Source organism: Pseudomonas sp. SORGH_AS_0199, assembly GCF_031453735.1.
GTDB lineage: Bacteria > Pseudomonadota > Gammaproteobacteria > Pseudomonadales > Pseudomonadaceae > Chryseomonas > Chryseomonas aestiva.
In genome coordinates, this window is record NZ_JAVJAE010000001.1 from 1,611,231 (window position 1) to 1,637,415 (window position 26,185).

A 26,185-nucleotide genomic window follows, 5' to 3' on the forward strand; every position below is an offset into this window, starting at 1 on the left:
TTCAAACAAGTCCTTCCCAGGAGACTGCCATGCCCCGCGGCGACAAATCCACGTACAGCGACAAGCAGGTACGCAAGGCCGAGCACATCGAGGAGAGCTACGAGAAAAAAGGCGTCTCCAAGGATGAAGCCGAGGCGCGGGCCTGGGCGACGGTGAACAAGCAGTCCGGCGGTGGCGAACAGAGTGGCTCCGGCAAGTCCAAGAGCGGTACCGCCAAGCGCGCGGATCGCAAGGATTCCGCTCGGCGTGCGGTGGCGACCAGGCAGGGCCAGTCGCCCAACAGCGGTCGTGCCGCGGCGCGACGTTCGCCTGGCAGCAGCACCTCGCTAAGCGACATGACTCGCGATGAGCTGGTCAGGAAGGCGGCCGAGCAGAACGTTCGCGGTCGGTCGCGAATGAAGAAAGACGAGTTGATTCGTGCCTTGAGTTGAGGCATTGGAGATACAAAAAAGCCAGACAGTGTCCGGCTTTTGTCTGCCTGGCGTTCAGCTGGGCAGCAGACGGCAGGTGAGGCTCTTGATGTAGCGAGTCTCCGGGATGGCCGGGTGCACCGGGTGATCCGGGCCCTGGGCACCGCGTTCGAGGATCTGCAGGTTGCGATCCAGATGGCGGGCGCTGCCGAGCAGGATGTTCTGCAGGTCGTCTTCGGGCAGGTGCATGGAGCAGGAGGCGCTGACCAGGATGCCGTCTTTGTTCAGCAGGCGCATGGCCTGTTCGTTGAGACGACGGTAGGCGGCCTCGCCATTCTTCAGGTCCTTGCGCTTCTTGATGAAGGCCGGCGGGTCGGCCACGATGACGTCGAATTTCTCTTCGCCGGCCTTGAGTTCCTTGAGCGCCTCGAAGACATCGCCCTCGACGCACACCAGCTTTTCCGCCAGGCCGTTGAGGGTGGCATTGCGCTCCACGCCGTCGAGGGCGAAGCCCGAAGCGTCCACGCACATGACCTCGCTGGCGCCGAAGGCCGCAGCCTGCACGCCCCAGCCGCCGATGTAGCTGAACAGATCAAGCACCCGCTTGCCTTCGACATAGGGCGCCAGGCGCGCACGGTTCAGGCGGTGGTCATAGAACCAGCCGGTCTTCTGGCCTTCGCGGACCGGCGCCTCGAAGCGCACGCCGTTCTCTTCCAGCGCCACCCAGTCGGGGACCTCGCCGTAGGCCACTTCCACGTAGCTGGAGAGGCCTTCGGCGGCGCGGGCGCTACCATCGTTCTTCCAGAGCACGCCCTGAGGTTTGAACACCTGCAGCAGGGCGGCGAGGATGGCGTCGCGCTGGCGCTCCATGGTGGCGGAAGCGATCTGCACCACCAGGATGTCGTTGAAGCGATCCACCACCAGGCCGGGCAGGAAGTCCGAATCGCCGTAGACCAGGCGATAGCAGTGGCTGCCGAACAGCCGCTCACGCAGGCTCAGGGCGACCTTGAAACGGTGCACCAGCAGCGACTTGTCCAGCGGGTAGCCGGTGTCGCGGGAGAACAGGCGGGCGCAGATCAGGTTGTTGGGCGACAGCGCTACCAGGCCCAGCGGTTTGCCGCTGGTGGTTTCCAGGATGGCCTGGTCGCCCGGCTCGAAGGCGGTGAGCGGGGTGGCGACGACGTCCACCTCGTTGCTGTACACCCAGAGGTGCCCGGCGCGCAGACGGCGGTCGGCATTGGCTTTGAGGCGCAGGCGGGGCAGGGTCATGAAGGTCTCCGGCGAAGGGGGCAAAAGCGCGGAATTATAGCGCAAAGCCACCTGCCTGGGCCGGCCGTCAGTCCCGCTGGCTGACCTCGATATCGCTCAGCCCGGCTTCCTGGGCGCGGCGGGCGATGCTCGGCTGGGCATGACGCTCCCAGGGTGCATCGACCACTACCTGGGGCTCCTCGACGTGCTTGATGAGCAATTGCAGCAACGCTTCTTCCTCGGTGACCGGCTCGAAACTCTCCAGCTCGTGGGTAAGGGGCTCGCCATTGAGGCGATAGTGGATCTGGTAACGGTGCAGGGTCTGCATGGGGGTACCTCGGCAGCGGGGGATAAGCGATGGACCCCGCGAGGCGGCAGCGGTTGCGTCAGCCGCCCAGGCTATCGAGGATCGGGCACTCGGGACTGGCGTCGCCATGGCAGCAGGAGACGAGTTCGCCCAGGGTCCCGCGCAGGCGGGTCAGCTCGGCGATCTTCAGATCCAGCTCGGCGATGTGCCGCTTGGCCAGCGCCTTGACGTCGGCACTGGCGCGCTGGCGATCCTGCCAGAGGCTGAGCAGCTGGCGGATCTCCTCCAGGCTGAAGCCCAGCTCCCGCGAGCGGCGGACGAAGGCCAGCACCCGCAGGTCTTCCGCGCCATACTGGCGATAGCCGCTGTCGGTGCGCCCGGCGGGCGCCAGCAGGCCGATGCGCTCGTAGTAGCGCAGCATCTTGGCGGTGAGCCCGCTGGCCTTGGCGGCCTGACCGATGTTCATGACAGGGAGTCTCCGGACGGGCGCCAGCGGCCGAGCAGCAGGGCATTGGCCAGGACACTGACGCTGGAAAAGGCCATGGCGGCGCCGGCATAGACCGGATCGAGCAGACCCAGGGCGGCCAGCGGCAGGCCGATGACATTGTAGACGAAGGCCCAGAACAGATTCTGGCGGATCTTGCGCTGGGTGCGCCGGGCGATGTCCAGTGCCGCCACCACCTGGCGTGGGTCCTCCTGCAGCAGGGTGATGCCGGCCGCATGGCGCGCGGCGGCGGTACCTGAACCCATGGCGATGCCCAGTTCGGCGGCGGCCAGGGCCGGGGCGTCGTTGAGGCCGTCGCCGACCATGGCGACGCCGCCCCGGGTCGCCTGCAGCCGGGCCACCACGGCGGCCTTGTCGGCAGGCAACACCTCGGCCTCCCATTGCTCGATGCCCAGGGCGGTAGCCACCTGGCGGGCGCTGCCGCGGTTGTCACCGGTCAGCAGCCAACTGTCGATGCCGTCGCGGCGCAACCGGGCGATGGCCTCGGCAGCACCCGGACGGATCTCGTCGCCAAAGGCCAGCAGCCCCAGCACCCGCGCCGGGGCACCGGTCTCCAGCAGCCAGGACAGCGTAAGGCCCTGGTCCTCCCAGGCGCGGGCGGCGTCGGCCAGCGGGCCGGCGTCCAGCTGCTGTTCGGCCAGGAGTCGCGCATTGCCCAGCAGCAGGGAGCGCTCCTGCCAGCTGCCCTGGAGGCCTCGGCCGGGCAGGGCGCGGACGTCCCGGGCGGGTGGGGTGTCCAGGCCGCGGTCGCGACAGGCCAGGAGGACCGCCGCGGCCAGGGGATGCTCGCTGCCGCGTTGCAGACTGCCGGCCAGGCTCAGCAATTCGGCTTCCTCGATGCCGGGTGCCGTGGCCAGCTGGCGCAGGCGCAACTGGCCGGCGGTCAGGGTGCCGGTCTTGTCGAAGACCACGCTGGTGATGCCCTGCGCGCGCTCCAGGGTCTCGGCGTCCTTGATCAGGATGCCGTGGCGCGCCGCCACCCCGGTGCCGGCCATGAGGGCGGCGGGGGTGGCCAGCCCGAGGGCGCAGGGGCAGGCGATGACCAGTACCGCCACGGCGGCGAGCAGACTGGGCTCCAGGGCGTGGCCGCTCAGCAGCCAGCCGAGCAGGGTGACCAGGGCCAGGGCCACCACCACCGGGACGAACACCCGGCTGATGCGATCCACCAGCTGCTGGATGGGCGCCTTGGTGGCCTGGGCGTCTTCCACCAGGCGGATGATGCCGGCCAGCACCGTCTCGCCACCCAGGGCGGTGACCTCGATCTGCAGATTGCCCTCGCCGTTGATGGCGCCCCCCACCACCTCGTCGCCGGGACCCTTGGCGACCGGGCGGCTTTCGCCGGTGAGCAGGGCTTCGTCCACCTGGCTTTCACCCTGGAGGATGCGGCCGTCGGCGGGGATGCGTTCGCCCGGCCGCAGCTGCAGGCGATCGCCCAGGCGCAGGCGATTCAGGGCGAATTCTTCTTCCTCGCCGTTCGCGTCGAGGCGCCGGGCGCTTTCCGGGCGCAGCGCTTCCAGGGCGCGCAGCGCCGCGCCGGTGCGGCGCTTGGCGCGGGTTTCCAGGTATTTGCCCAGGCGCACCAGGGCGATGACCATGGCCGCCGTCTCGAAATAGAGGTGCGGGCTGCTCTTGACCAGCCAGAGATAGAGGCTGAGGCCGAAGGCGGCACTGGTGCCCAGGGCGACCAGCACATCCATGTTGCCGCTGCGCGCGCGCAGGGCATGCCAGGCGCCGCGATAGAAGCGCGCGCCGACCAGGAACTGCACCGGCGTCGCCAGCAGCAATTGCAGCCAGGCGGGCGGCATCAGGTGCCAGCCGAAGGGCGTCAGCAGCATGGGCAGGATCAGTGGCGCGGCCAGCAGCAGCGCCAGGGCCAGCTCCAGACCCTCCCAGGGCACGCCCTGACGGGCCGGCGCTGAACGCTCGTCTTCGGCGTGGCGATCCTCGGCGCCGTAGCCCGCGGCTTCCACCGCGGCGATCAGGGCTGGCGTCTCGACCGCGGCCAGGGTCTTCACCCGGGCTCTTTCGCTGGCCAGGTTGACCTCGGCGGCCAGCACCCCGGGCACCGTACGCAAGACCTTTTCGATCCGCCCGGCGCAGTTGGCGCAGCTCATGCCGGACAGCGCCAGGTCATGCTCGGCTTCGGCCACCCGGTAGCCCGCCGCGCTAACCGCCTCGGCCAGCGCCGGCGCCGCGTCGACCGGCGCGCTGACGCGGGCCTTTTCGCTGGCCAGGTTGACACCGGCCGCGCTGACCGCCGGGACCTTCTGCAGGGCGCGCTCGACCCGACCGGCGCAGGCCGCGCAGGTCATGCCACTGATGGAGAGTTCGAATTCGTGCATGGGCACCTCCTGAGCCCAGTGTTGACCTTGACCTCGGGTCAAGGTCAACACTGGAACCCGAGCCTGGCGCTGGCGTCAGGAGAAAGAGGTCAAGACCGACAGGAGCAGACCATGCATGTCATCAAGGTGATCGGAATGAGTTGCGCCCATTGCGTGAGCGCCATCGAATCCGCGGTGCTCAAGGTGGACAGCCGCGCCCGGGTGGAGGTGGACCTGCAGGCGGGCGAGGTGCGCATCGACAGCGTCGAGGTGAATGCGCCCTTCCGCCAGGCCATCGAGCAGGCGGGCTATACCGTCGCCGACTGAGTCCAGTCGCGCACGATGGCACGGAAGAAGGTGGTGAACACCTGATCGGCGGCCAGCAGCGGGGCGAAGGTCTGTTCGTCGCGCAGCAGATCGGAGAGGGTGCCGAGAAACAGGCTGTGCAGCATACGGCTGGCCAGCTGCGGCGTCACGCCCGGTTGCAGGCGGGCGGCCTGGGCGGTGAAGAGGGCGTCGGTGATGCGGATGAACTGCCGCAGGAACTGCAGATCGCGCTCCTCGGCCTCGCGCAACTCTTCGGTGAATTCGCAGCGGTGCAGCAGGATGGTCATCACCCGCTGCTCCCGGCCGGGCTGGGTGAATTTCGCCATGCCTTCGATGCACAGTTTGAACAGCCGCTGCAGGCTGTCTTCCTCGCCGTCGACGCGCAGGCGCTCGGTCAGTTCGTCGGCCGGGATCCTTATCTGGCTAAGCATTTCGTGGAACAGGTGGGCCTTGTTCTGGAAATGCCAGTACACTGCACCCCGGGTGACGCCGCATTCGCGGGCGATCATTTCCAGGCTGGTACGCGCCACGCCATTGGTCAGGAACAGGGCTTCCGCCGCATCGAGAATGGCTTGGCGGGTCTGTTCGGCTTCTTCTTTCGTACGACGCATGGGTGATCTGACTGGCAGTGGGTCTGCCACGCAGTCTAGCTCGCCTCGCCGCTTTTACAAACATGATTGTATGTAACTGCGTGACATTTCCGCTTCCATCGGATCAGGCTTCATGACCTTTCGCTTATTGTTGATTCTCGGGGCCCTCTCGGCCTTCGCTCCCTTCGCCATCGACATGTACCTGCCCAGCTTCCCCTCGCTGGCACGGTCGTTCGCCACCGATATCGAACACGTGCAGCTGAGTCTGGCGGTGTATTTCGCCGGTCTTGCCAGCGGCCAGCTGTTCTATGGCCCCCTGGCAGACCGCTTCGGCCGCCGCCTGCCGCTGCTGATCGGCATCGGCCTGTTCTGCCTGGCCTCGCTGGGCTGTGCCCTGGCGCCCAACCTGCCCTGGCTGATCGCCGCGCGCTTCGTCCAGGCCCTGGGCGGTTGCGCCGGCATGGTGATCGCGCGGGCCGTGGTACGCGATCTCTGCGAGCCGATGGCCGCGGCGCGGGCCTTTTCGCAGATCATGCTGGTAACCGGGATCGCCCCCATCATCGCGCCCTTTGCCGGCAGCCTGCTGCTCAGCACCTTTGGCTGGCAGGCGATCTTCGTCAGCCTGGCGCTGTTCGCCGCCGCCTGCGGCACCGCGGTGGCGCTCTGGCTGCCCGAATCCCTGCCGGCGCACCATCCGCGGCCGCCGCTGCGGGGGGCCTTGCGCAACTACCTGCGGCTGCTGCGCGATCGCACCTTCATCGGCCACACCCTCACCGGCGGCATCGCCATGGCCGGAATGTTCGCCTACATCTCCGGTTCGCCCTTCGTGCTGATCGAACTCTATGGCGTCAAACCCGAGCACTACGGCTGGGTATTCGGCCTCAACGCCGCCGGCTTCATCCTGCTCGGACAGCTCAATGCCCGCCTGGTGGTCCGCCAGGGCCCGGCCTTCTGGCTGCGGCGCGCGGTGGTGGCCTATGCCGCGGCGGGACTGGTCCTGCTGCTGGTCGGCGCCTTCCAGCCCAAGGCGCTGCCGGTGCTGATGATCCCGCTGTTCTGCGCCATCGCCCTGCTCGGCGGCATCGTGCCCAATGCCTCGGCCTGTGCCCTGGCCGGGCAGGGCGCCAATGCCGGCAGTGCCTCGGCGCTGATGGGCAGCCTGCAATTCATCCTGGCGGCGCTGGCTTCCAGCAGCGTGGGCGCCCTGCACAACGGCACCGTGGTGCCCATGTGCGCGGTGCTGGCGCTCTGCGCGGTGGCGACCGCGCTGATGGCGCGCTGGACCCACAGATCCACAGCCGTCTGAGGTAGAGTGGATTTTTCCCGGCGCGGCAGGTCAGATAGGCGAACCCTCATCCTTCCAGGGACGCCGACATGACCTTTGCCTACTGGTGCATCTTCCTCGTCTACCTCGTGCCCTATGGCGCGGCCTACTACGCCAAGTTCAAGGGCAGCGGTTTCACGCCCGAGGACAATCGGGATCCGCGCAGCTTTCTCGGCAAGCTGGAGGGTGCCCGGGCGCGGGCCAACGCTGCCCAGCAGAATGCCTTCGAGATCAATCCGCTGTTCGCCGCGGCGGTAATCGTCGCCCACGTCACCGGTGGCGCCGACCAGGGCACCATCAACTTCTGGGCCTTCCTCTTCCTGCTGAGCCGCATCGCCTATACTTGGCTGTATATCCGTGACCACGCCACCCGCCGTTCGCTGGCCTGGGTCGGCGGGATATTTTGCTGCCTCTGCCTGTTCATCGCCGCGGCCTGAGTGCAACGTCGCTGCCGGTCTTGACCGGCAGCGACGGCTGTAGCTTCATTAGCGCCCTGTCTTTCCCGGCTGGCCGCCTGCATGACGTCTCCTTCGCCCGCCCAGCAGGTGCTGGGGCACTTCGCCGAGCTCGCCCAGGGCCGCGGCTATACCCTGGATGCAGCGCAACAGGCCGCCATCGACCGTTTTGCCCAGCTCGCTGACGAACTCCTGCGCCCGCGCCTGTTCCGTCGCCAGGCGCCGCGCAGTCTCTATCTCTGGGGCCCGGTAGGGCGCGGCAAGAGCTTTCTGCTGGACGGTTTCTTCGCGCCGCCCTGCCATTCGCCGAGAAGCGCCGGGTGCACTTCCATGCCTTCTTTCGTGAACTGCACGAGCGGATGTTTCGCCAGCCGCCGGGTGGCGATGCCCTGGCCGCCAGCCTGGACGAACTGCTCGCAGGTTGCCGACTGCTCTGTTTCGATGAATTCCATGTGCATGACATCGGCGACGCCATGCTCATCACCCGGCTGTTCAAGGCGCTGTTCAGCCGCAGCGTGGTGCTGATCACCACCTCCAACTATCCGCCGGAAGGACTGCTGCCCAATCCGCTCTACCACGAGCGCTTCCTGCCGGCGATCCGGTTGATCGAGACGCGCATGGACATCCTCGCGGTGGCCGGTACCCAGGACTATCGCGGCGCCAGTCCTGCCGAGCCCGATCCCTTCGGTATCGGCGCCTATCTCTGGCCGGGCAGCCTGGAACAGCGCCAGGCGCTGGGGCTGCCGCCGCTGGCGGAGACCCGGATCGAGGTGCCGGTAGGCCATCGCAGCCTGCCCGCCATCAGCGCCGCGGAGGGGCTGCTGCACTTCAGCTTCGCCGATCTCTGCGAAGGCCCCACCGCGGTCCTCGACTACCTGACCCTGAGCGAAACCTGGCAGCGCTGGCTGCTCGATGCCGTGCCGCCGCTGCGCGACGCCAGTCCCGCCGCCCGCCAGCGCTTCATCAACCTGGTGGACGTGCTCTACGACCGTCGCCTGGCGCTGTTCCTGGTCAGCACCGCGCCCCTCGACGAGACCCTGGCCGACAGCGAGATCGCCGACATGTCGCGGACGCGCAGCCGGCTATCCCAGCTGCGGCAGATCGGGCCGGACTAGCACTGTACGAAAAGTGCCTGCGCTCGGCGACCTTTCATACAGAGCCTAGCGCTCGGCCTTCAGCTTCGCACTGCCCAGGTGCCAGCGGCGCTGCTCGGCCGAGGCGCCGTCGACGTCGTTGACCCGGCGTAGCTGATAGCGGCCGCTGAAGGTCTGGCGGGTACCGTCGGCGAGGCGCGCCTTGACCGTCACCGGGATGCTGACATAGCTCGAACCCGCCGCACCCTCGACCGGGCCAGGTTGACCGAGGGTCACCTGGACGCTGCGAGTCCTAGCATAGCCCTGGCGGAATTTCTCGTAGCTGTTGCCGGGCTGGCCGTCGCTTCCCCATAGCTGCCAGGCGGTGCCGTAGTCCCGCGCATCCAGCGCCCGGTAGTAACGCCGGACCACGGCCGCCGCCGCCTCGGCGCTGCTGGGCAGCGGACCGCAACCGGGTTCCTTGGCCGCCTCGCCATCGCCGAACAGGGCGCAGCTGCGGGCGATCTCGTCCTGCATCAGGGCGCAGCTGTTGGCCGCGTTGCAGGGCGGTCGCGTGGCGGGGGAAAGCGCTCGGCAGGTGGTGGCCAGGGCCTGAGCGGGCCGCTGTCCGATTTCCTGGGCGCAACTGCGCGGTGAAGGCTCCGTGGCGGCCAGGGCGCCGGTGACGAGGGGCAGCAGCAGGGGGCAGAGCAGCCAGCGCGGGGACATCGGCGAGATCCTTGAGCAAAGTCCCAGCCTAGCAGGGCAGGCACGACGTGGAAAAAAGCCCGCGACGGTCATCCGTCGTCTGGCCACCTCGCTGACGTAAAAGCGTCATGTGGCCGGCGCAGGGTAGGCAAATCCCGTGTCGGAGTTCGCCCCATGCCTTCGTCCAGTCCAGTCGCCTCCCTGTCACCGCTGTCCCATCCCCTGCACAGTTCGCGCAAGCCCGGTCCGCTGCGGATCGTGCTGTTCATCGCGCTGCTGCTAACCGGTCTGGCGGTAACCCTCGGCGGTATCCACAACGATGTCAGCGATGCCCAGTCGCCGCCCACCACCTGGCTGCCCTTCGCCGGTCTGGCGCTGGCGCTGGTGATCGCCCTCGGCTTCGAATTCGTCAATGGCTTCCACGACACCGCCAACGCCGTGGCCACGGTCATCTACACCCACTCGCTGCCGCCCAATGCGGCGGTGCTCTGGTCCGGCTTCTGCAACTTCCTCGGGGTGCTGTTCTCCAGCGGTGCGGTGGCCTTCAGCGTCATCGCCCTGCTGCCGGTGGACCTGGTGGTGGAAATGGGCGCGGGCAAGGGCTTCGCGATGATCTTCGCCCTGCTGATCGCCGCCATCATCTGGAATCTCGGTACCTGGTGGCTGGGCTTGCCGGCGTCGTCCTCCCATACCCTGATCGGCTCCATCATCGGGGTCGGTCTGATGCATGCCTGGCTGGGTGGGATGGATGGCAGCAGCGGCGTGGACTGGGGCCAGGTGGCCAAGGTCGGCTATGCGCTGCTGTTCTCGCCGCTGATCGGCTTCGCCTGCGCCGCGCTGCTGCTGGTGCTGCTCAAGCGGATCGTGCGCGACCAGACGCTCTACCAGGAGCCGAAGAGCGCCGAGCCGCCGCCGCCGTGGATCCGCGGCCTGCTGATCCTGACCTGCACCGGGGTGTCCTTCGCCCATGGTTCCAACGATGGCCAGAAGGGCATGGGCCTGATCATGCTGATCCTGGTCGGCGCCCTGCCGACCGCCTATGCGCTCAACCGAGCCGTGCCGGCCACGGCCACGCCAGCCTTCGCCGCCGTCGCCGAGGTCACCGCCAGCGGCCTGCGCCAGGCGGCGCCCCAGGCCGCACCGGCCGATCCCCACGGGGTGCTGCTGGAATTCGTGCGCAAGCGGCAGAGCAACCCCAAGGTGCTGCCCGCGCTGGCGGCCATCACCGACGACATCGCCCGCGAGGTGCGCCAGTACGGCGCGCTCAACAACGTGCCGGCGCAGAGCATGCCCAACGTGCGCAACGCCATGTACCTGGCCTCGGAATCCATCCGCCTGCTGGAAAAGGAGCACCTGCCGGGGCTGGCGCCCAAGGCGCAGGAGGATCTCAAGGAGTTCAAGCGGCAGATCGACCAGGCCACCCGTTTCATCCCGCTGTGGGTCAAGGTGGCAGTGGCCATCGCCCTGGGGCTGGGGACCCTGGTCGGCTGGCGGCGCATCGTCATCACCGTCGGTGAACGTATCGGCAAGACCCACCTGACCTATGCCCAGGGCGCCTCGGCCGAACTGGTGGCCATGGGCACCATTGGCGCGGCGGACGCCTTCGGCCTGCCGGTCTCCACCACCCATGTGCTGTCGTCCGGGGTGGCCGGGACCATGGCCGCCAACGGCTCCGGACTGCAGTGGGCGACGGTACGCAATCTGGCGCTGGCCTGGGTGCTCACCCTGCCGGTGGCCATGGCGCTGTCCGCGTCACTCTACTGGCTGCTGGTGCACCTGTTCTAAGAGCCTGTTCAAAATCTGCTGCGCGTCGGCCAAACTGTGTTGAAAATGGCCTGGAAGGCCAGCCCCGTCGGAATGCTCATTTACCACTCGTAAACCCGAGCGCGGGTCCGATCCGCTTCCTCAGCTATTTTCGCGGGGCCGCCCAGGCCTTGTTTGTCTCTAGCTCGCGAGATTTTAACCAGGCTCTGACACGGCTTCGGTCAGGCAGCGGCGGAATAGCGCCACGGCCGGCAGGTCGCGCCCGGCGTGGCGAGCGATGATCTGCAGTTCGCGGTGGAAGGTGAGGGGGCCCAGGGACAGCCGGCGCACCCGGGGATGCTCCAGCCAGAGGCCGGCGCAGGGCACCAGGGCCACGCCCAGGCCGTGTTCCACCATCTTGACGATGGCATCGAGTTCGTCCAGTTCGAGCACCTGGCGCACCGCCAGCCGCTGCTCGCGCAGAAAGGCGCTGACCCGGCGCCCGCCAAAGGAGTGGCGGTCGTAGCGGATGAAGGGCTGGGTTTCCAGCAGCAGGCGCGGATCATCGCCGGGCAGGTCCGGCGGCGCGATCAGCACGAAGGGTTCCTGCAGCAGGGTGGTGGCGTGCAGCTCCTTGGGCAGTTCGAAGGGCGGGCGGATGAGGATGGCCAGGTCCAGCTCGCCGGCATCCACCTGGCTGAGCAGCGCCAGGGATACGCCCGGCACCAGCCGCGGTTCCAGGCGTGGCGCCCGCTGGCGCAGCCGTACCAGGGTGCCGGGCAGCAGGCCGGTCTGGACGCTGGCGATGGCGCCGATGCGCAATTCGCCCTGGATCTCGTCACCGGCGCCGGCCATGCGCGCATAGGTGGCGAGGATCTCTTCGGCCAGCGGCAGGGCCCGGCGACCGGCGGCATTGAGCAGGGCGCTGCGACCATTGCGGTCGAACAGGCTCACGCCCAGATTCTGTTCCAGGGTGCGGATCTGGGCGCTCACCGCCGAGGGCGTGAGGCCCACGTGCAGACCGGCCGCGGCAAAACTGCCATGGCGGGCCACGGCGAGCAGGGTCTTGAGTTCGCGAAGCATGATGGTGGCCTGAAGTCAGGAGAGGCCACTGTAGCGAGCCCCAAAATTTTTGTCGCTCGGGGGCAGTAAAATACGCTTTATGCACAGGAAAACCTGGGGTGAGAATGGCTGCATTCCCCCTCAGCAGGATTTCCCAGCATGGCCCTGTCGCCCTTTCACCTCGCCATTCCCGTTTACGATCTGACCGCCGCCCGGCACTTCTACGGTGATGTCTTCGGCCTCGCCGAAGGTCGCTCCAGTGACCACTGGGTCGACTTCGACTTCTATGGCCATCAGCTGGTGATCCACGAGCACCCCAAGACCGCGTCCCAGGACGAGGCCCATACCAACGCCGTGGACGGGCACAACGTGCCGGTACCGCACTTCGGCATCGTGCTGGGCTGGGACGAGTGGGAAGCCCTGGCCGAGCGTCTGCGCGCCCGGGAAACCCGGTTCGTCATCGAGCCCTATATCCGCTTCCAGGGCCAGGTCGGCGAGCAGGCCACCATGTTTCTCTTCGACCCCTGCGGCAATGCACTGGAGTTCAAGGCCTTCAAGGACATGAGCCAGCTGTTCGCCAAATAGGGCGACTCGGCAGGTCTGATGTCACGCAACCTAGGCAAAAGACGCGGCAGCGGCCATCCTTGCAGCCTTGCCCGTCGCCCGGTTGCCGTCATGAATGCCCGCCAGCCCTTTCTCGATCCCTATCACCAGACCATTCGCCAGCTGTCCGATCGCATCGTCGCGGCCCAGGCGCCGATCCGCATCCTTGATGCGGTGAAGTGGGACGACGGGGTGCGCCAGGGTTTCCTGGAGGGCAAGGGCAAGCGCCTGCCGGCGGTGGATCGCGCCTTCTACGAGGGACGCCCGCTGGGCTTCGACGGCGATGCGCTCAAGGGCGAATTCCAGAGCATCGAGCGCGAGGTCACCCGCCAGCTCGGCCAGTTCAATCCGGTCGGCCAGATCATGAGGCGCATGTGCCGCGAATACCGCATGGTGATCCGCATGCTGCAGGCGCGCGGTACCCCGGATTTCGGCCTGATCTCCCAGGAGCTCTATGGCGCGGCCTCGGACGCCTTCCATGCCGGCGATCCGACCCTGGCCGACCTGGGCATGATGATGTCCAGCTACCTGGACAACATCGCCCATCGCGGCGCCCTGGAAGACGAACCCAAGACCCTCACCGCCAAGGACGCCGTACCCATCCTGCAGGCGCGCCTCAATCGGGTGTTCGGTGAGACGGAAGGCACCATCCGGGTGTTCGAATCCGATGGCATCGTCGCCGACGCCGCGGCCGGCGCCGACTATATCAAGGTGCGCGCCGACGCCCTGTTCAACGAACGCGACGTCCGTGCGCTGGAGGTCCACGAGGGCCTGGTGCACGTCGGCACCACCCTCAATGGCCAGAACCAGCCGATCTGCACCTTCCTGGCCAAGGGCCCGCCGTCGTCCACCGTGACCCAGGAAGGCCTGGCGATCCTCATGGAGGTGATCGCCTTCGCCTCCTATCCGACCCGGCTGCGCAAGCTGACCAATCGCACCCGCGCCATCCACCTGGCCGAGGACGGCGCCGATTTCCTCGAGGTGTTCCGCTTCTTCCAGGAGCAGGGCTACGACCTGGAGTCGGGCTACCAGAACGCCAGCCGGGTGTTTCGCGGCTCGACGCCGACGGGGCTGCCCTTCACCAAGGACCTGTCCTATCTCAAGGGCTTCATCCTGATCTACAACTACATCCAGCTGGCGGTGCGCAAGGGCAAGCTGGAGCAGATCCCGCTGCTGTTCTGCGGCAAGACCACCCTGGAAGACATGCGCATCCTGCGCCAGCTGGTGGATGAAGGCGTGGTGGTGCCGCCCAAGTACCTGCCGGCGCAATTCCAGGACCTCAACGCCCTGGCGGCCTGGATGTGCTTCTCCAACTTCCTCAACCACCTGAGCCTGGATCGGATCGAGGCGGATTACGCCAATATCCTCTAAGAGTCTGCTCAGGCGCTGACATGAAAAAGCCCCGGCAGGCCGGGGCTTTTTCGTTTCAAGGCGTCGTGGGCGTCACTCGCCCTTGAAGGCCGCCGCGATGCTCGGCTCGCTGTCACCCGCGCGCGAATCAGTCGAACGCTCCGGCACGAAGGCCAGGGCGCGATTGAGGGCGCCGCAGGCTTCCAGGCCGCTGGCGCGGGCGATGGCTTCGGCCACGGCGCTGCCGGGGATGGTCTCGTCGCGCAGCAGCTGGTCGGTGATGTCGTCCAGCGCCGGCTTGAGTTCGGTGATCAGCGCCAGGCAGCGGTGATCCAGGCTGTGCAGCAGCTGATCGGCAGAGGCGATGCTGGGCCCGGCGTCGAACTCGATGCCGGCGTCGCGCAGGGCCTGCAGGCTGAGCAGCGAGCCGCTCGGGCCCATGCCCAGGGAGGCGACCATGGACAGCGCCAGCTTGGAGGCTTCCTGCAGATCCTGGGCGGCACCCGAGGAGACCTCGTTGAAGTACAGCTGCTCGGCGCAACGACCGGCCAGCAGCATCTGGATGCGGCCTTCGAGTTCCGACTTCAGGTGCAGGCGCTTGTCTTCGGTGGGGGTGATCAGGGTCACGCCCAGGGCCTGGCCACGGGGCAGCAGGGTGACCTTTTCCACCCGACCGACGTTGAGCACCGCGGCGACCAGGGCATGACCGGCTTCGTGCACGGCGATGCGGGTGCGCTCGGCCGAACCCAGCGGGGTGACGCCGACCGGTTGCTCGCCGATGCGGCAGGTCTCGATGGCCTCGACGAAGTGCGCCATGGTCACGGCGCTGGCGTTCTCGCGAGCGGCCAGCAGGGCGGCATGGTTGCTGATGTAGGCGATGGCCGCCGGGGTCAGGCCCACGGTGCCGCGGGAGAGGGCGGCCAGATCCAGCTCGCCTGCGCAGGGCAGCTTGCCGGCATAGAGTTCGAACAGCGCACGGCGGTCTTCCAGACTCGGCAGCGGCACGGCGATGGTGCGGTCGAAGCGACCTTCGCGGCGCAGCGCCGGATCCAGGGAATCGGCGAAGTTGGTGGCGCCCAGCACCAGCACGCCGCTGGTGCCGTCAAAGCCGTCCAGCTCGGTGAGGAACTGGTTGATGATGCGGTTGGCCTCGGCATCGCTGGAGCGCGACTGCTCGGCGCGGCGGCCGATGCCGTCGATCTCGTCGATGAAGATGATGCAGGGCGCCTTCTTGCGCGCGGTGCGGAACAGCGACTTGACCTTCTGGATGCCGACCCCGAAGAACATCGAGGAGAAGTCACTGCCGGTCACCTGGATGAAGTGGGCGTTGCACTCGGTGGCCAGGGCCTTGGCCAGCTGGGTCTTGCCGGTGCCGGGCTCGCCGGTCAGCAGCACGCCCTTGGGCGGACGGGCACCCAGGGCGGCGAAGGCTGCGGGATTGCGCAGGCAGGTGGTGACGTCTTCCAGCGCCCGCTTGGCTTCGGCGGCGCCGACCACATCCTTGAAGGAGATGCCGGTGCCCTTGCGATGCAGCTTGAAGGGGCTGGCGAATCTCAGGGCCAGGGGGATGGCCAGCAACAGCAGGAGCAGGTAGCCCGGCAGGTTGATCAGCAGGGCGTCGAGCCAGGGATGACGCTGCCCGGATTCGCTCCAGGTGGCCACCGGGAACAGCGGTTCGGCCTGGGTGGCGTAATCGGCCAGCAGGCGATCGGCGATGCGCCCGCCGTTGTCGGCCACGGCGTAGTGCTCGCCGCGATTGGTGTCTATGTAGAGGGTGTGATCACCGATCACGGCGCCGGTGATGGCCTTGGCGCGCAGATCGCCCAGCAGCACGGAGAGATCACGTGGCTGCTGGGTCCAGTGTTCGGGAGCCTGCTGCACGCTGGCGAGCATGGCGGTGGCGGTAGGCGCCGGCGTGCTGGGCGTGAGCCACAGCCAGCTGGCCAGGCTGAGGACGGTGACGAGGGCCAGGGCGCCGGCGATGAGCAGGCGCGGATATTTGGAAACGACGGACTTCTTCATTCACATACCGTTAGGGTAGGAGCGACATCGGACGCGGACTCCCGGATTATCGGCCTGTGGCGAAAAGGGTGAACCTCAGTTCCCCGGAAAACGATGAGTGGACTCACCATCCGTCGAGTAGCGTCACACTTTCGGTCTTTTTCGCGGTCCGCAAGACCCTGTTGTTTTGCCGCAGATGTCAGGAGTCAACGCATCCATGCCCAATCCCATCGACTGTCGCGACGGTCTCGCCGCGTTGCCGCCGGTGCTGCTCGAACACCTGCGCCAGGCCGACGAGGTGCTGGTCCTGACCGGTGCCGGCGTGTCGGCGGAAAGCGGCATCGCCACCTTTCGCGAGGCCCTGACCGGGCTCTGGGCGCGCTTCGATCCGGCGCAACTGGCCACGGCCGAAGCCTTCGTCGAGGATCCGGTGCGGGTCTGGAGCTGGTACGAGTGGCGACGTGCCCAGGTGCTGGCGGCCCAGCCCAATCCCGCGCATCGTGCCCTGGCGGACTGGGGCCGGCAGCACGGGCGGTTGCGCCTGGTCACCCAGAATGTCGACGACCTGCACGAGCGCGCGGGCAGTCGCGAGGTGATTCATCTGCACGGCAGCCTGCATGCGCCGCGCTGCTTCGCGTGTGCGCGGCCCTTGGCAGCGCCGGCGTTGCCGGAATCGGCGGAGCAACTCGTGGCGCCGCCGCTCTGTCCCGCCTGTGGCGGTCTGGCCCGGCCTGGGGTGGTCTGGTTCGGCGAGGCTTTACCGGCAGAGGCCCTGGCCAGCGCCTGGGCCCTGGCCGAGCGCTGTGACCTCTGCCTGGTGGTCGGTACCTCGGGGCTGGTGCAGCCGGCGGCCAGTCTGCCCGGGGTGGCGCGCCAGCAGGGCGCCACGGTGGTGCGCATCGATCCGCAGCCGGCGGCGGATTTCAAGGGTGACTGGCAGCTGCTGGGCGCAGCCGGGATGATTCTGCCGGCGCTGCTGGAGCGCCTCTAGCCTTTAGTGCAGCGCCTGGCCACCGGTCCCCAGGGCATCCAGGGTGCGCTTGAGGGCGGTGTAAGCCTGACGCTGCTCGTCGTCTTCGGTCAGCAGGCCGTCGAACAGGGTGGCGACCAGCGCCGGATCCTGGGCGACGAAGCGGTCGATCAGGACGTCGTTGTCCTGGCGCCCGGCGGTGATCAGCAGCACGGCGAGCTGGGCGACATAGCGCGCCGCCAGCGGATAGGCCTTGAGAAAGACCTTGAAGGGCGCATCGGCCAGTCCCGGCGCGAAACCCTTGGCCAGGCCCTGCTGGGCCGCGGCGATGGCCTGGCGGACGGCGTCCTGCCAGTTGCCGGCGGTCACCGCGCCCGCCGGCAGGGCGCGGCGCATCTGGCCGAGCAGGCTGTTGAGGAAGATGCGGCGGTTGGTCTGGTAATCGTCGTCGGTATCGAGCAATTCGCGGCGAATGCGGACCAGGACGCGATCGTCCTCGGCGTCGGCGGTCACCGCCTGCTTGAAGGCCAGGGTCAGTTCGCGGTCCAGCAGGCCGGGCTTGCGACCTTCCAGCTCGGCCTGCAGCAACGGACCGCTGGAGTCGGCGAAGAAGAAGCGCTCGGCGTGGGGCGCCAGGCGTTCGCGCAGGCGCGGCCAGAGCTCCGCCGCGAACAGTTGCTCGGCCGTGCTGCCGGAAACGATGACGCGGTGCTGCGGCGCCTCGGCCAGATAGTCGAACAGCGCGGGGGTATCGAGCGCGGTGCGATCGACGATGAGGTAACGGTGCTTCACGGCAACTCCTGAATGCGACGGCCGCACCTGTCGGGGTGCGGCGGGATGGCCGTTAGTCTATAGGAAGGCGGGAACGCTTGGCCCGGGCTTTGGCCTAATCAACCAGGGTGCAGCCCGCGACACCCTTCCTTTCGCGGCCGGAGGACACCAAGATGCGCAAGACCCCGCTGATCCTTGCCCTGAGCGCTGCCCTGGCCCTGGTGGCCGGTCCCAGCCTGGCCGCCAGCAGCAACAACGACGCCGGGGTGACCGGCAACGGCATCGGCGCCCCGGGCAGCTCCAACACCAGCAACAGAGACAGCGCGGACGATACCTCCAGCGCCACGCCGTCCACCCAGAAGAAGGCCGACAAGACGCCTGCCACCAAGGGCCAGGGCAGCCAGCAGAAGCGCGTGCTCAACGATTGATGGTCAAACAAAAGGCGCCTTTCGGGGCGCCTTTTTTCGATCACAGCCTGTGACGGCGGAAAAGCCTCAGCAGGCGCGGGTGTAGCGGACCTGCCAGTCGAGTCGCTCATGGGTGGCCCGCTCGATACGGGCGCGACTGTCGCAGATGAAGGCTTCCAGCAGGGAGTTGTCCAGCAGATCGACCCGCGCGATGCGGCGTTGCAGGAGCGCCGTACCGTTGGGCGCATAGACCTCGACGTTGAAGGTCGCCTGATCCTGGGCGGTCATGGCGCACAGCATCGGTTGAAAAGCGCCCTTGATAATGGTGTTCGCATCCGTGAACTTCAGCGGCTCGGCCATCGCAATCACTCCTGTCAGCTATAACGCTTCGACCGATTCTTGGGCTACCCGTTCGACTTTTGCCATGACCGGCTGGCAGATTTGTGATGCAGGCGGTGGCGCTGCCCGTGCAGGGGACGGCCGGTCAGTTGATCAGGGTACCGAAGGCCTTGTCCGCCTCTATCACCTCGGGCAGTTCGCCCAGCAGAAGCTCCAGATCCACGCCTTCCAGCAGCGGATTGGCCAGCGCCGCCTTGGCCTGGTCGTTGATGCCGCCGTGCCGCCGCAGGACAAAGGAAATCAGGCGCGCCTGGGCAACCATGCGCGCCGGAGCGGAATCCTCGGGCGCATCCTGGGGATGCAGCTGGTAGGCGATGGCATGCTGGATCACCACCGGCAGCTGCCAGCGGCGGGCCAGCTCGGCGCCCACCTCCGGATAGCCGAAGCCGATGGCCTGGTCGGCCGGCACCGGGGCGCGCTGCTCGGCGTCGATGCGCACGGCGATGTCGGGCGCCGCGGTCCTGATCAGCAACTCGCCGATGCTGTGCAGCATGCCGCAGGTGAAGGCGGTCTCGGGATCGGCACCGGCCTGGCGGGCGAGGACGCGGCAGATGCTGGCCACATCGAAGCTGTGCTGCCAGAAGTCCCGCGGATCGAAGCTGGGGTTGTGGCGGAAGGCCGCGGTCACTGCCGAGGCCAGCACCAGGGTGCGCAGGGCGTCGAAGCCCAGGCGGATGGCGGCGCCTTCGATGCTGGTGGACGGTCGCACGCCACGAAAACGCACCGAGTTGGCCAGGCGCAGGACCTTGGCCGAGAGCACCGGATCCAGCGCCAGGTTGCGAGCGACGTCTTCGATGCTGCTGTTGGGATCGTCGAACTGCTGGATCAGCTCCTGAGCCACCTTGGGAATGCTGGGAAGGGTATGCAGGTGATCGAACAGAGCATCGATTTCCATGATGGCGCCTGGTTTGTTCTATACCGAAGGTGGGAACTGATAAGTCGCTGAAAGCATGAACGACGGCCTGGGCGCTGCCAAGCCTAGCCGAGAATCCGCAGCGATGAGCTTAGCGGGCCGGGCGCTGCGGGTTGCAGGATGAGCTGACCGGTGGCGTCATTTCGCCGCCGTCCGTTGGCTCGATCCGTGCGTGGCCGTGGTCCTATGCGTTCCAGTGATGGGCGAAGCGATAACCAGACGTCTATTGTCTTGCTTGAGTCCGCTTTCCGCCGACGACGGGCCACGAATGGGATAGCATCCAGTGATATCAGTTGGCCACTAAATTTGGCGTTCGAGTTGTGCAATGACTTATCAGACTCACATTCGCCAGATGCTGCAGTTGCCCAATGTGCTGGCGCAGAGCACCGGCATCCTGGGCTGGTTGATCAGCACGCTGATCAACCCCTTCCTGACCGCCGGGGTGCCGGCCTGGGGCTGGCTGGCCTTTGCCGGCATGATCGGCTCCTGCCTGGCCATGACCACTGCCCGGCGTTTTGCCGTCTGGCGCCTGTTCGCCCTGGTATTCGTGCTGTTCGAGGCCCTGGCCTTTCGCTTCCAGATCCTCGGCATGGGCGAGGCTGGCCATGCCTGGATGATTCCCATGGCCATCGTCATCATCCTCGGCTCGACCATTCTGTTTTCCCATGTGCTCGACTACGGCATCGCCGCCGCGGCGGTCTGGTTGCTGCTGTTCTATGGCGAACTGGACACCATCACCGCGGCGGCCCTGCCGCTGTTCGTGGTCATGCTGGGGGCCAGCCTGGCATTGGGGCTGTTGCTCAATGCCACCTTCGTCCGCATCGTCGCCAGCACCCTGGAACTCAAGGAAAGCTATCGGCTGCAGGCGGAAACCGATGCCCTCACCGGGATCAGCAACCGCCGCGCACTGATGCTGGACATGGAGCAGGTCTGCCGAGAGGGATCGCCGTCCTGGTATTTCGTCATGCTCGACATCGACGACTTCAAGCGGATCAACGACAGATTCGGCCACGACGTGGGGGACCAGGTGCTCAGGGAGATGGCCGTTACCCTGGGCAGGCACTTCCCGGGTGGACGCTTCGGACGCCTGGGCGGCGAGGAATTCGGCGTGCTGTTGCAGGCCGAGGATGAGCGCCAGCTGGCGCAGCGACTGCAGGCGCTGCTGGACGATATCCGCAGCAGCACCTGTACCGGCAGCTGTTTTTCCTTCAGCGCCGGGGTGGCGCGCCTCGCCCCGGGCTATCAGCCCTCGGAGCTGCTCAAGCAGGCCGATGGCGAGCTCTATCAGGCCAAGCGCGCCGGCAAGGACCGGGTGCACTACCGCGGCGGCATGATCTGCGGCTAGGCCCGTCCGCACGGCGCCCGGGCCACGCCTAGAGCCCCTGATCTGCCAGCGGCGGATGGGTGCGATTGCGGCCCAGGTGCTTGGCGCGGTAGAGCGCGGCATCGGCGCTGGCCAGCAGGTCGGCGGGCTGGGGCGGCGGGGTCTGGCCGGGCGGCTGGACGGCGATGCCGAGACTGACGGTGATGCGACCGAAGGGACTGGTGGCATGGGCCACCTCCAGTACCTGCAGGCGTTCCTGGACCGTGGCGGCCACCCGCTGGGCGCCGCTTTCGTCGCAGTTGGGCAGCAGCAGGACCATCTCCTCACCGCCGTAGCGCGCCGCCAGGTCGCCCGGGCGGCGCGCCGCCGAGGCCACCACGCCGGCCACTGCCTGCAGACAGCGATCGCCCGCGGGATGGCCGTAGTGGTCGTTGTAGGCCTTGAAGTGATCGATGTCGATCATCAGCAGGCTGAGCGACTGGGCGTTGCGTTGCGCCCGGGCCAGCTCCACTGGCAGCAGGTTGTCGAACTGCCGACGATTGCCCAGCCCGGTCAGGCTGTCCTTTAGCGTCAGCAGGTGCAACTCGTCATGGGCCTGGCGCAGGGCCACGGCGTTGCGTTCGCCGGCGCGGATCTCGCGCAGCAGGCTGAAGCCGAAAACCAGCATGCCGACGATGATGAGGCCCACCACCGTCACCGATCTCAGCATGTCCTGGCGCCAGCTGGCGAGGATGTCGCTCCGGGAGATACCGGCCAGCGCCACCAGCGGATAGCCTTCCAGATGCTGGAAGGCATAGAGGCGTTCACGGCCGTCGAGCATGGCGCGCACTAGGGCGGTACCGCTGGGGGCCTGGGTCACGTACTGGCGAAACAGCGTGCTGCTGGCCAGCGGGGTGCCGACGTGCTCGGGCACATAGGGCCGGCGGACCATCAGGGTGCCATCGTCCTGCGCCAGGGTGATGGCGCCGCGGGCGTCCAGTTTGAAGCGCTCGTAGTAGTCGACGAAGTACTGTAGGCGGATGGTGGCCAGCAGGACACCGGCGAAGCGACCGTCGCGGTCTTCCAGCCGGCGTGATACCGGGATGATCAACTCGTGGGTGCTGCGACTCTCGATCACCGTGCCGACGTGCAGTACGTCGGCGGCGTGCTGGCGGTGAAACTGGAAATACTCGCGATCGGCATTGTTGGCCCGGGGCGGCTCGCTGCTCTTGTCGGTCACCCGCCATTCGCCATCGCGACCGTAGATGAACAGCCCGTGCAGTTGCGGCAGGAGGGCGGCCTGGCGCGCCAGCAGGCGATGCACCCGGGGGCGGTCCAGGTGATCGAGGGGTTGATCCTCCAGGCGGTCGCGGATGCTGACCAGCAGCGAATCCGCTTCCTTGATGGCGTCGTCGGCATGCTGCGCCGCCGCCAGGGCGATGTTGCCGACGTCGCTGCGCGCGCTGGCGAAGGCGTTCTGGTAATTGCGCCATACCTGCCAGGACTCCAGCGCCAGGATCACCGCGACGGCACAGACCAGCAGCCACAGCGCCCGGCGCTGGGTGGCCGGGTTGCGCGGCGGGAGGGGAGTATCGTCGGCGTCGACCATGGCGGGAAAGCTTCCTCGTCCTCGGTGTGCAGGAGACCGCGCGCCGGGCGATTCAGGCCACTACACGGGGATAAAAGTCAGACAAGTCTACAGTTTCGTCGGAATCTTGCAGAGCGTACGAATCCTCGCGCCACAGCCGTGGTCACTAGCGATATAGCTGTCCTTGGGATGGCGCCCAGCCAACTGCCCGACCGGGAGGTCAAAGATGTCGCAGATCGCCGAACAGATCGTCGAAGACGCCATGCAGCGCATCGAGGAGAACGAGCCGCAGCATGCCGCCGATCCCGTGCGCAACTTTTCCCTGACCCTGACCGATCCCGCGGAGATCCGGGTCGGCGCGGAAATCTACTTTCTCTTCGAACAGCGCCTCAAGGGGTTCTATCCGGACGCCCGGGTAGTAGTGCGCGGCCATGCCGCCGAGGGCTACAACATCACCGCCCAGGTCGAGCGTCGCCGCTCGGCCTGATGGCCGCGCCCTCAGCTCGTGCTAGCTGGGGGCCAGCTTGACCAGTTGCCGGGCCAGCAACGGCCCGGTCAGCACCACCCCGATCAGGCGCAACGCCTGCATGGCCAGCACCAGGCCGACATCGGCATGGGCATCCACCGCGATGATGGCCATGGAATCCAGTCCGCCCGGACTGGTCGCCAGGTAGGCGGTAAGAAAGTCCACGTGCATCAGCTTCGCCATCAGCAGGGCCGAGAAGGCACAGAGCGCGATCAGCAGCAGTGAGGCGAAGATCATCTTGGGCAGGGCGCGCCAGACATAGGCGACCGTGGCCCGGTCGAATCTCAGGCCGACATAGCAGCCCATGGCGCCATAGGCCGCCGCGAGCAGCAGATGGGGCAGGGTGATGTCCAGCCAGCCGTTGAGTTGCAGCAGGGTGCCCAGGGCGATCGGCAGCAGCAGGGCACCGGCAGGAAACAGCCGGCCGCCCAGCCAGCTGCCGGCGAGGGCCACCGCCAGGGTCAGGGCCAGGTTGAAGGCGAAGTGGCCGTCCAGGCTGACCACCGTCGCCTGATGCCCGGTGCCGCTGCCTTCGGCGCCCAGCAACCGGCCGACCAGGGCACTGATCAGCACCACGCAGACCACCCGGACATATTGCATGGTGGCGACGATGCGGGGGTCGGCACCGTATTCCTCGGCCATGGCCACCATGGCGGCCGCGGCGCCAGGCGTGGTGCCCCAGGCAGCGGTACTGCCGGGCAGACCACCGAAGCGCACCAGCAGGGCGCCGGTGAGCAGGCTGAGCAGTACGGTCAGGGCGGTGGCCAGCAGCATCACCGGCCAGTGTTCGGCGACCGTGAGCAGCACCGCGGCGGTCATGGCATGGGCGATCAGGCAGCCCACCACGCCCTGGCCGGTCTGGAACAGCCGTCGTGGCAGGCGGATGGAGGCACCGCAGACGCCAAAGCCGATGGCCACCAGCATGGGGCCGAGAAAGAGCGCCGCGGGTACTTGCAGCCAGCTGAGTCCGCCGCCGACCAGGGCGGAGCAGAGGATCAGGGCCAGCCATTGCAGCAGTGGAGGATAGGGCGAGGGGGCAGGCGGGGTGGGCAAGGCGGTCTCCGGACGGCGGGGGACCGGCGCAGCGTACCGACCCCGGGGCCGACACGGGGTCGACCCTGGAGACGATTATACGACCTTTGTCGCTTTCAATGGCCTTTCAGTCACTGAAAAAACCGTTGGCTAGCGCACCAGGTGCAGGAACTGCAGATGGCGTTCGTACTGGTCGAGCATGTCGTTGAGGATCTGCTCGCGGTTGTAGCCCACCAGGTCATAGTCCTGGCTGCCTTCGGTGAGGTGCACCTCGGCGCGGTAGTAGCGCCGATTCTTCAGGTGCAGGCCGCCGATGCCGGCGCGGGCAAAGGAGGGCGTGAAGTAGCCCTGCATGATCACCTGGTAGATGAAGGGGTGCTCTTCGCCATGGCCGATGATGAGTTGCAGGTTGGCGTTGGTGGCGTCGAATTGGGTCTCCACCACCAACCCTTTCTCCCGCGAGACCTCGACCATCTCTTCCATGGCTGGCCGCACGGTACTGTCCATGAAGCGATAGACCTCGTCCCGCGAAGGGAAGTACACCGCCTGGGACAGCCGCTGGCGCCAGCCGCCATGGCGGGCCTTGCCATTGGTCGCCACCGGCGCCAGCGAGTGCAGCCGCGCCCGCTGGCGCTGGGATTCCAGGTGCAGCGCCTTGTGCAGGCCCCACATCATCAGCAGCACCACCACCGAGAAGGGGAGCGAGGTCAGCACCACCGCTGATTTCAGCGCATCCATGCTGCCGGCGAACAGCAGGCCGCCCGTGACCAGGGCCACGGCCGCGCCCCAGAACACCCGCAACCACTTGGGACCGTCTTCATCGGCCTCGCCGCCGGTGGACGACAGGGTCGAGAGCACCACGGTGCCGGAATCGGCCGAGGTGACGAAGAAGACGAAGCTCACCAGCACGGCGACGCTGATCACCACGCGGCTGGCCGGATAGGTTTCCAGCACCTGATAGAAGACCATGGCCGGATCGGTGAGAGCGGTCTGCGCCAGGCCGGTCATGCCCTGGCCGAGGACCAGCTCCAGGGCGCTGTTGCCGAAGATCGACAGCCAGGCCAGGGTGAAGCCCAGCGGGATGAACAGCACGCCGAAGACGAATTCGCGGATGGTGCGACCGCGCGAGATGCGCGCGATGAACAGCCCGACGAAGGGCGCCCAGGCGATCCACCAGGCCCAGTAGAACACCGTCCAGCCACCCAGCCAGTCGGACGGCTCGTCATAGGCATAGAGATCGAAGCTCTTGCCCGGCAAGGCCGAGAGATAGTCGCCGATGTTCTGGATCAGGGTGTTGAGCAGGTGCTGGGTCGGACCGGCGAACAGCACGAACAGCAGCAGGGCGACGGCCAGCACCATGTTGATGTCGGACATGATGCGCACGCCCTTGTCGACGCCGGACACGGCCACGGCGATGGCCGCGCCCATCATCAGTACGATGAGGATCAGTTGCACCCAGTGGCTGTGGCTGATGCCGAACAGGTAGTCGAGGCCGGCATTGAGGTGCAGCACCCCGAAGCCCAGGTCGGCGCCGAGGCCGAAGATGGTGGCGATGATGCCGAAGGCGTCCACGGCGTGGCCGATGGGCCCGTTGATGCGCTTGCCGATCAGCGGATAGAGCGCCGAACGCAGTGCCAGCGGCAGGTTGTGGCGATAGGCGAAGTAGGCCAGGGCCATGGCCACCAGGGCGAACACGCCCCAGCCGTGCAGGCCCCAGTGCAGGAAGAGAATCTGCATGGCCTGGCGCGCGGCTGCCGGATTGCCGCCTTCACCGGCCGGGGGCTGGGCGAAGTGGGTCAGGGGTTCGGATACGCAAAAGAAGAACAGGGTGATGCTGATGCCCGCGGCGAACAGCATGCCGGCCCAGGACAGATAGCTGAACTCGGGTTGGTCGTGGTCGGCACCGAGCTTGATCTTGCCGTAGCCGGACAGCGCGGTGACCACCACGAACACCAGATAGAGCGACATGGCCAGCAGGTAGTACCAGCCGACCGTATTGGCGGCCCAGGTCTGGGCCTGCAGCAGCCAGGCGCCGGCCTGCTCGGGACGGCCGATGACCACCAGGGAAAACAGCAGGATCACTGCGGCCGCACAATAGAAGGCGGGAGGATTCAGCTTTACGGTGCCGGATGAGGGCGTTGCACTCATGAGGACTCCTTGCAGACTGCCAAAGGGAGAATGCTTTTTTAATTGATCGTTCGATTAAAAAAGAATACCACAGGAGGTCCCCGAGGTGAACGCTTCGAGTC

General features: G+C 67.2%; 25 protein-coding genes and 1 pseudogene. 12 read left to right on the top strand and 14 right to left on the bottom strand.

The window, feature by feature from the left end; genetic code table 11:
• Nucleotides 1-29 precede the first annotated feature (29 nt).
• The gene (locus QE444_RS07660; protein WP_187978507.1) at nucleotides 30-431 is read left to right on the top strand and encodes a Rho termination factor N-terminal domain-containing protein; all 402 of its coding nucleotides are present in this window, start codon (nucleotides 30-32) and stop codon (nucleotides 429-431) included.
• 54 nt (nucleotides 432-485) lie between these two features.
• Here the strand turns inward: QE444_RS07660 and QE444_RS07665 are convergent, their stop codons facing one another.
• The 4 genes from QE444_RS07665 to QE444_RS07680 all read right to left on the bottom strand — a co-directional run bounded on the left by QE444_RS07665 (nucleotide 486) and on the right by QE444_RS07680 (nucleotide 4,812).
• Nucleotides 486-1,679, bottom strand: coding sequence for a class I SAM-dependent rRNA methyltransferase (locus tag QE444_RS07665; protein WP_187978508.1), 1,194 nt, complete (start codon nucleotides 1,677-1,679; stop codon nucleotides 486-488).
• A gap of 67 nt (nucleotides 1,680-1,746) precedes the next feature.
• Nucleotides 1,747-1,986 carry a hypothetical protein gene (locus QE444_RS07670; protein ID WP_285388640.1) on the bottom strand — a complete coding sequence of 80 codons (240 nt, stop codon included), beginning with the start codon at nucleotides 1,984-1,986 and terminating at the stop codon, nucleotides 1,747-1,749.
• A gap of 58 nt (nucleotides 1,987-2,044) precedes the next feature.
• The gene (cueR, locus tag QE444_RS07675) at nucleotides 2,045-2,431 is read right to left on the bottom strand and encodes a Cu(I)-responsive transcriptional regulator (protein WP_133862865.1); all 387 of its coding nucleotides are present in this window, start codon (nucleotides 2,429-2,431) and stop codon (nucleotides 2,045-2,047) included.
• Nucleotides 2,428-4,812 (bottom strand): heavy metal translocating P-type ATPase, encoded by a 2,385-nt coding sequence (locus tag QE444_RS07680; RefSeq protein ID WP_309737676.1) that lies wholly within the window; start codon nucleotides 4,810-4,812, stop codon nucleotides 2,428-2,430. The genes cueR and QE444_RS07680 overlap by 4 nt, the downstream gene beginning before the upstream one ends.
• 111 nt (nucleotides 4,813-4,923) lie before the next feature.
• Here QE444_RS07680 and QE444_RS07685 point away from each other — a divergent pair, with 111 nt between their 5' ends.
• Nucleotides 4,924-5,118 carry a heavy-metal-associated domain-containing protein gene (locus QE444_RS07685; RefSeq protein ID WP_187978512.1) on the top strand — a complete coding sequence of 65 codons (195 nt, stop codon included), beginning with the start codon at nucleotides 4,924-4,926 and terminating at the stop codon, nucleotides 5,116-5,118.
• Here QE444_RS07685 and QE444_RS07690 read toward each other — a convergent pair.
• Nucleotides 5,100-5,729, bottom strand: a complete 630-nt coding sequence (locus QE444_RS07690) for a TetR family transcriptional regulator (RefSeq protein WP_133862868.1) — start codon at nucleotides 5,727-5,729, stop codon at nucleotides 5,100-5,102. The genes QE444_RS07685 and QE444_RS07690 overlap by 19 nt on opposite strands.
• Nucleotides 5,730-5,841: 112 nt before the next feature.
• On the opposite strand from QE444_RS07690, the gene QE444_RS07695 reads away from it, so the two are divergent.
• The 3 genes and pseudogenes from QE444_RS07695 (at nucleotide 5,842) to zapE (ending at nucleotide 8,602) form a co-directional block, all read left to right on the top strand.
• Nucleotides 5,842-7,014, top strand: a complete 1,173-nt coding sequence (locus QE444_RS07695) for a multidrug effflux MFS transporter (RefSeq protein WP_187978513.1) — start codon at nucleotides 5,842-5,844, stop codon at nucleotides 7,012-7,014.
• Between the two features lie 68 nt (nucleotides 7,015-7,082).
• A complete protein-coding gene (locus QE444_RS07700; RefSeq protein ID WP_133862870.1) occupies nucleotides 7,083-7,469 on the top strand; it encodes an MAPEG family protein in 387 nt (128 codons plus the stop codon).
• An 81-nt stretch (nucleotides 7,470-7,550) separates the two neighbouring features.
• A pseudogene (zapE, locus tag QE444_RS07710) lies at nucleotides 7,551-8,602 on the top strand (cell division protein ZapE).
• Nucleotides 8,603-8,647: 45 nt separating this feature from the next.
• Here zapE and QE444_RS07715 read toward each other — a convergent pair.
• Nucleotides 8,648-9,289, bottom strand: a complete 642-nt coding sequence (locus QE444_RS07715) for a hypothetical protein (RefSeq protein WP_309737678.1) — start codon at nucleotides 9,287-9,289, stop codon at nucleotides 8,648-8,650.
• 153 nt (nucleotides 9,290-9,442) lie between these two features.
• Between QE444_RS07715 and QE444_RS07720 the strand changes: the two genes are divergently transcribed.
• Nucleotides 9,443-11,053 carry an inorganic phosphate transporter gene (locus QE444_RS07720; RefSeq protein WP_273863001.1) on the top strand — a complete coding sequence of 537 codons (1,611 nt, stop codon included), beginning with the start codon at nucleotides 9,443-9,445 and terminating at the stop codon, nucleotides 11,051-11,053.
• Nucleotides 11,054-11,227: 174 nt separating this feature from the next.
• Here the strand turns inward: QE444_RS07720 and QE444_RS07725 are convergent, their stop codons facing one another.
• Complete coding sequence (locus tag QE444_RS07725; protein ID WP_273863000.1) at nucleotides 11,228-12,094, bottom strand: LysR family transcriptional regulator; 867 nt, start codon at nucleotides 12,092-12,094, stop codon at nucleotides 11,228-11,230.
• A 138-nt stretch (nucleotides 12,095-12,232) separates the two neighbouring features.
• Between QE444_RS07725 and QE444_RS07730 the strand changes: the two genes are divergently transcribed.
• Together QE444_RS07730 and QE444_RS07735 are read left to right on the top strand one after the other, a co-directional pair.
• Nucleotides 12,233-12,658, top strand: a complete 426-nt coding sequence (locus QE444_RS07730; RefSeq protein WP_309737679.1) for a VOC family protein — start codon at nucleotides 12,233-12,235, stop codon at nucleotides 12,656-12,658.
• A gap of 90 nt (nucleotides 12,659-12,748) precedes the next feature.
• On the top strand, nucleotides 12,749-14,047 hold the full coding sequence (locus tag QE444_RS07735) for a flavohemoglobin expression-modulating QEGLA motif protein (RefSeq protein WP_007162583.1): 1,299 nt from the start codon (nucleotides 12,749-12,751) through the stop codon (nucleotides 14,045-14,047).
• 72 nt (nucleotides 14,048-14,119) lie between these two features.
• Here the strand turns inward: QE444_RS07735 and QE444_RS07740 are convergent, their stop codons facing one another.
• A complete protein-coding gene (locus QE444_RS07740) occupies nucleotides 14,120-16,048 on the bottom strand; it encodes an AAA family ATPase (RefSeq protein ID WP_309737686.1) in 1,929 nt (642 codons plus the stop codon).
• Nucleotides 16,049-16,244: 196 nt separating this feature from the next.
• On the opposite strand from QE444_RS07740, the gene QE444_RS07745 reads away from it, so the two are divergent.
• Nucleotides 16,245-17,018 carry an NAD-dependent deacylase gene (locus tag QE444_RS07745; RefSeq protein WP_187978519.1) on the top strand — a complete coding sequence of 258 codons (774 nt, stop codon included), beginning with the start codon at nucleotides 16,245-16,247 and terminating at the stop codon, nucleotides 17,016-17,018.
• A gap of 3 nt (nucleotides 17,019-17,021) precedes the next feature.
• On the opposite strand, the gene QE444_RS07750 is transcribed toward QE444_RS07745, so the two are convergent.
• A complete protein-coding gene (locus QE444_RS07750) occupies nucleotides 17,022-17,789 on the bottom strand; it encodes a hypothetical protein (RefSeq protein WP_187978520.1) in 768 nt (255 codons plus the stop codon).
• Between the two features lie 152 nt (nucleotides 17,790-17,941).
• Here QE444_RS07750 and QE444_RS07755 point away from each other — a divergent pair, with 152 nt between their 5' ends.
• Nucleotides 17,942-18,196, top strand: coding sequence for a hypothetical protein (locus QE444_RS07755; protein WP_133862880.1), 255 nt, complete (start codon nucleotides 17,942-17,944; stop codon nucleotides 18,194-18,196).
• Nucleotides 18,197-18,262: 66 nt separating this feature from the next.
• Here the strand turns inward: QE444_RS07755 and QE444_RS07760 are convergent, their stop codons facing one another.
• Entirely contained in the window at nucleotides 18,263-18,535 is a 273-nt protein-coding gene (locus tag QE444_RS07760) for a hypothetical protein (RefSeq protein WP_133862881.1), read from the bottom strand.
• 124 nt (nucleotides 18,536-18,659) lie between these two features.
• Complete coding sequence (locus QE444_RS07765; RefSeq protein WP_218568720.1) at nucleotides 18,660-19,472, bottom strand: HDOD domain-containing protein; 813 nt, start codon at nucleotides 19,470-19,472, stop codon at nucleotides 18,660-18,662.
• A 340-nt stretch (nucleotides 19,473-19,812) separates the two neighbouring features.
• Between QE444_RS07765 and QE444_RS07770 the strand changes: the two genes are divergently transcribed.
• A complete protein-coding gene (locus QE444_RS07770; protein WP_285388665.1) occupies nucleotides 19,813-20,832 on the top strand; it encodes a GGDEF domain-containing protein in 1,020 nt (339 codons plus the stop codon).
• Nucleotides 20,833-20,860: 28 nt separating this feature from the next.
• Here the strand turns inward: QE444_RS07770 and QE444_RS07775 are convergent, their stop codons facing one another.
• A complete protein-coding gene (locus tag QE444_RS07775) occupies nucleotides 20,861-22,399 on the bottom strand; it encodes a sensor domain-containing diguanylate cyclase (protein ID WP_309737693.1) in 1,539 nt (512 codons plus the stop codon).
• A 205-nt stretch (nucleotides 22,400-22,604) separates the two neighbouring features.
• Between QE444_RS07775 and QE444_RS07780 the strand changes: the two genes are divergently transcribed.
• Nucleotides 22,605-22,865 carry a hypothetical protein gene (locus QE444_RS07780; protein ID WP_133862885.1) on the top strand — a complete coding sequence of 87 codons (261 nt, stop codon included), beginning with the start codon at nucleotides 22,605-22,607 and terminating at the stop codon, nucleotides 22,863-22,865.
• Between the two features lie 21 nt (nucleotides 22,866-22,886).
• On the opposite strand, the gene QE444_RS07785 is transcribed toward QE444_RS07780, so the two are convergent.
• Together QE444_RS07785 and betT are read right to left on the bottom strand one after the other, a co-directional pair.
• Nucleotides 22,887-23,957, bottom strand: a complete 1,071-nt coding sequence (locus tag QE444_RS07785; protein WP_282287836.1) for an AbrB family transcriptional regulator — start codon at nucleotides 23,955-23,957, stop codon at nucleotides 22,887-22,889.
• A 129-nt stretch (nucleotides 23,958-24,086) separates the two neighbouring features.
• Nucleotides 24,087-26,051 carry a choline BCCT transporter BetT gene (gene betT / locus QE444_RS07790; RefSeq protein ID WP_187981318.1) on the bottom strand — a complete coding sequence of 655 codons (1,965 nt, stop codon included), beginning with the start codon at nucleotides 26,049-26,051 and terminating at the stop codon, nucleotides 24,087-24,089.
• Between the last annotated feature and the right edge of the window lie 134 nt (nucleotides 26,052-26,185).

Excerpts from the sequence above, each read along its gene's own strand:
- QE444_RS07755 (WP_133862880.1), top strand. The coding sequence starts at position 17,942 with ATGCGCAAGACCCCGCTGATCCTTGCCCTGAGCGCTGCCCTGGCCCTG.
- QE444_RS07720 (WP_273863001.1), top strand. The coding sequence starts at position 9,443 with ATGCCTTCGTCCAGTCCAGTCGCCTCCCTGTCACCGCTGTCCCATCCC.
- QE444_RS07725 (WP_273863000.1), bottom strand. The coding sequence starts at position 12,094 with ATGCTTCGCGAACTCAAGACCCTGCTCGCCGTGGCCCGCCATGGCAGT.
- QE444_RS07700 (WP_133862870.1), top strand. The coding sequence starts at position 7,083 with ATGACCTTTGCCTACTGGTGCATCTTCCTCGTCTACCTCGTGCCCTAT.
- QE444_RS07670 (WP_285388640.1), bottom strand. The coding sequence starts at position 1,986 with ATGCAGACCCTGCACCGTTACCAGATCCACTATCGCCTCAATGGCGAG.
- QE444_RS07735 (WP_007162583.1), top strand. The coding sequence starts at position 12,749 with ATGAATGCCCGCCAGCCCTTTCTCGATCCCTATCACCAGACCATTCGC.
- QE444_RS07775 (WP_309737693.1), bottom strand. The coding sequence starts at position 22,399 with ATGGTCGACGCCGACGATACTCCCCTCCCGCCGCGCAACCCGGCCACC.
- QE444_RS07770 (WP_285388665.1), top strand. The coding sequence starts at position 19,813 with ATGACTTATCAGACTCACATTCGCCAGATGCTGCAGTTGCCCAATGTG.
- QE444_RS07685 (WP_187978512.1), top strand. The coding sequence starts at position 4,924 with ATGCATGTCATCAAGGTGATCGGAATGAGTTGCGCCCATTGCGTGAGC.
- QE444_RS07740 (WP_309737686.1), bottom strand. The coding sequence starts at position 16,048 with ATGAAGAAGTCCGTCGTTTCCAAATATCCGCGCCTGCTCATCGCCGGC.
- QE444_RS07695 (WP_187978513.1), top strand. The coding sequence starts at position 5,842 with ATGACCTTTCGCTTATTGTTGATTCTCGGGGCCCTCTCGGCCTTCGCT.
- QE444_RS07715 (WP_309737678.1), bottom strand. The coding sequence starts at position 9,289 with ATGTCCCCGCGCTGGCTGCTCTGCCCCCTGCTGCTGCCCCTCGTCACC.
- QE444_RS07780 (WP_133862885.1), top strand. The coding sequence starts at position 22,605 with ATGTCGCAGATCGCCGAACAGATCGTCGAAGACGCCATGCAGCGCATC.
- QE444_RS07660 (WP_187978507.1), top strand. The coding sequence starts at position 30 with ATGCCCCGCGGCGACAAATCCACGTACAGCGACAAGCAGGTACGCAAG.
- QE444_RS07745 (WP_187978519.1), top strand. The coding sequence starts at position 16,245 with ATGCCCAATCCCATCGACTGTCGCGACGGTCTCGCCGCGTTGCCGCCG.
- QE444_RS07760 (WP_133862881.1), bottom strand. The coding sequence starts at position 18,535 with ATGGCCGAGCCGCTGAAGTTCACGGATGCGAACACCATTATCAAGGGC.
- QE444_RS07665 (WP_187978508.1), bottom strand. The coding sequence starts at position 1,679 with ATGACCCTGCCCCGCCTGCGCCTCAAAGCCAATGCCGACCGCCGTCTG.
- QE444_RS07730 (WP_309737679.1), top strand. The coding sequence starts at position 12,233 with ATGGCCCTGTCGCCCTTTCACCTCGCCATTCCCGTTTACGATCTGACC.
- QE444_RS07690 (WP_133862868.1), bottom strand. The coding sequence starts at position 5,729 with ATGCGTCGTACGAAAGAAGAAGCCGAACAGACCCGCCAAGCCATTCTC.
- cueR (WP_133862865.1), bottom strand. The coding sequence starts at position 2,431 with ATGAACATCGGTCAGGCCGCCAAGGCCAGCGGGCTCACCGCCAAGATG.
- QE444_RS07680 (WP_309737676.1), bottom strand. The coding sequence starts at position 4,812 with ATGCACGAATTCGAACTCTCCATCAGTGGCATGACCTGCGCGGCCTGC.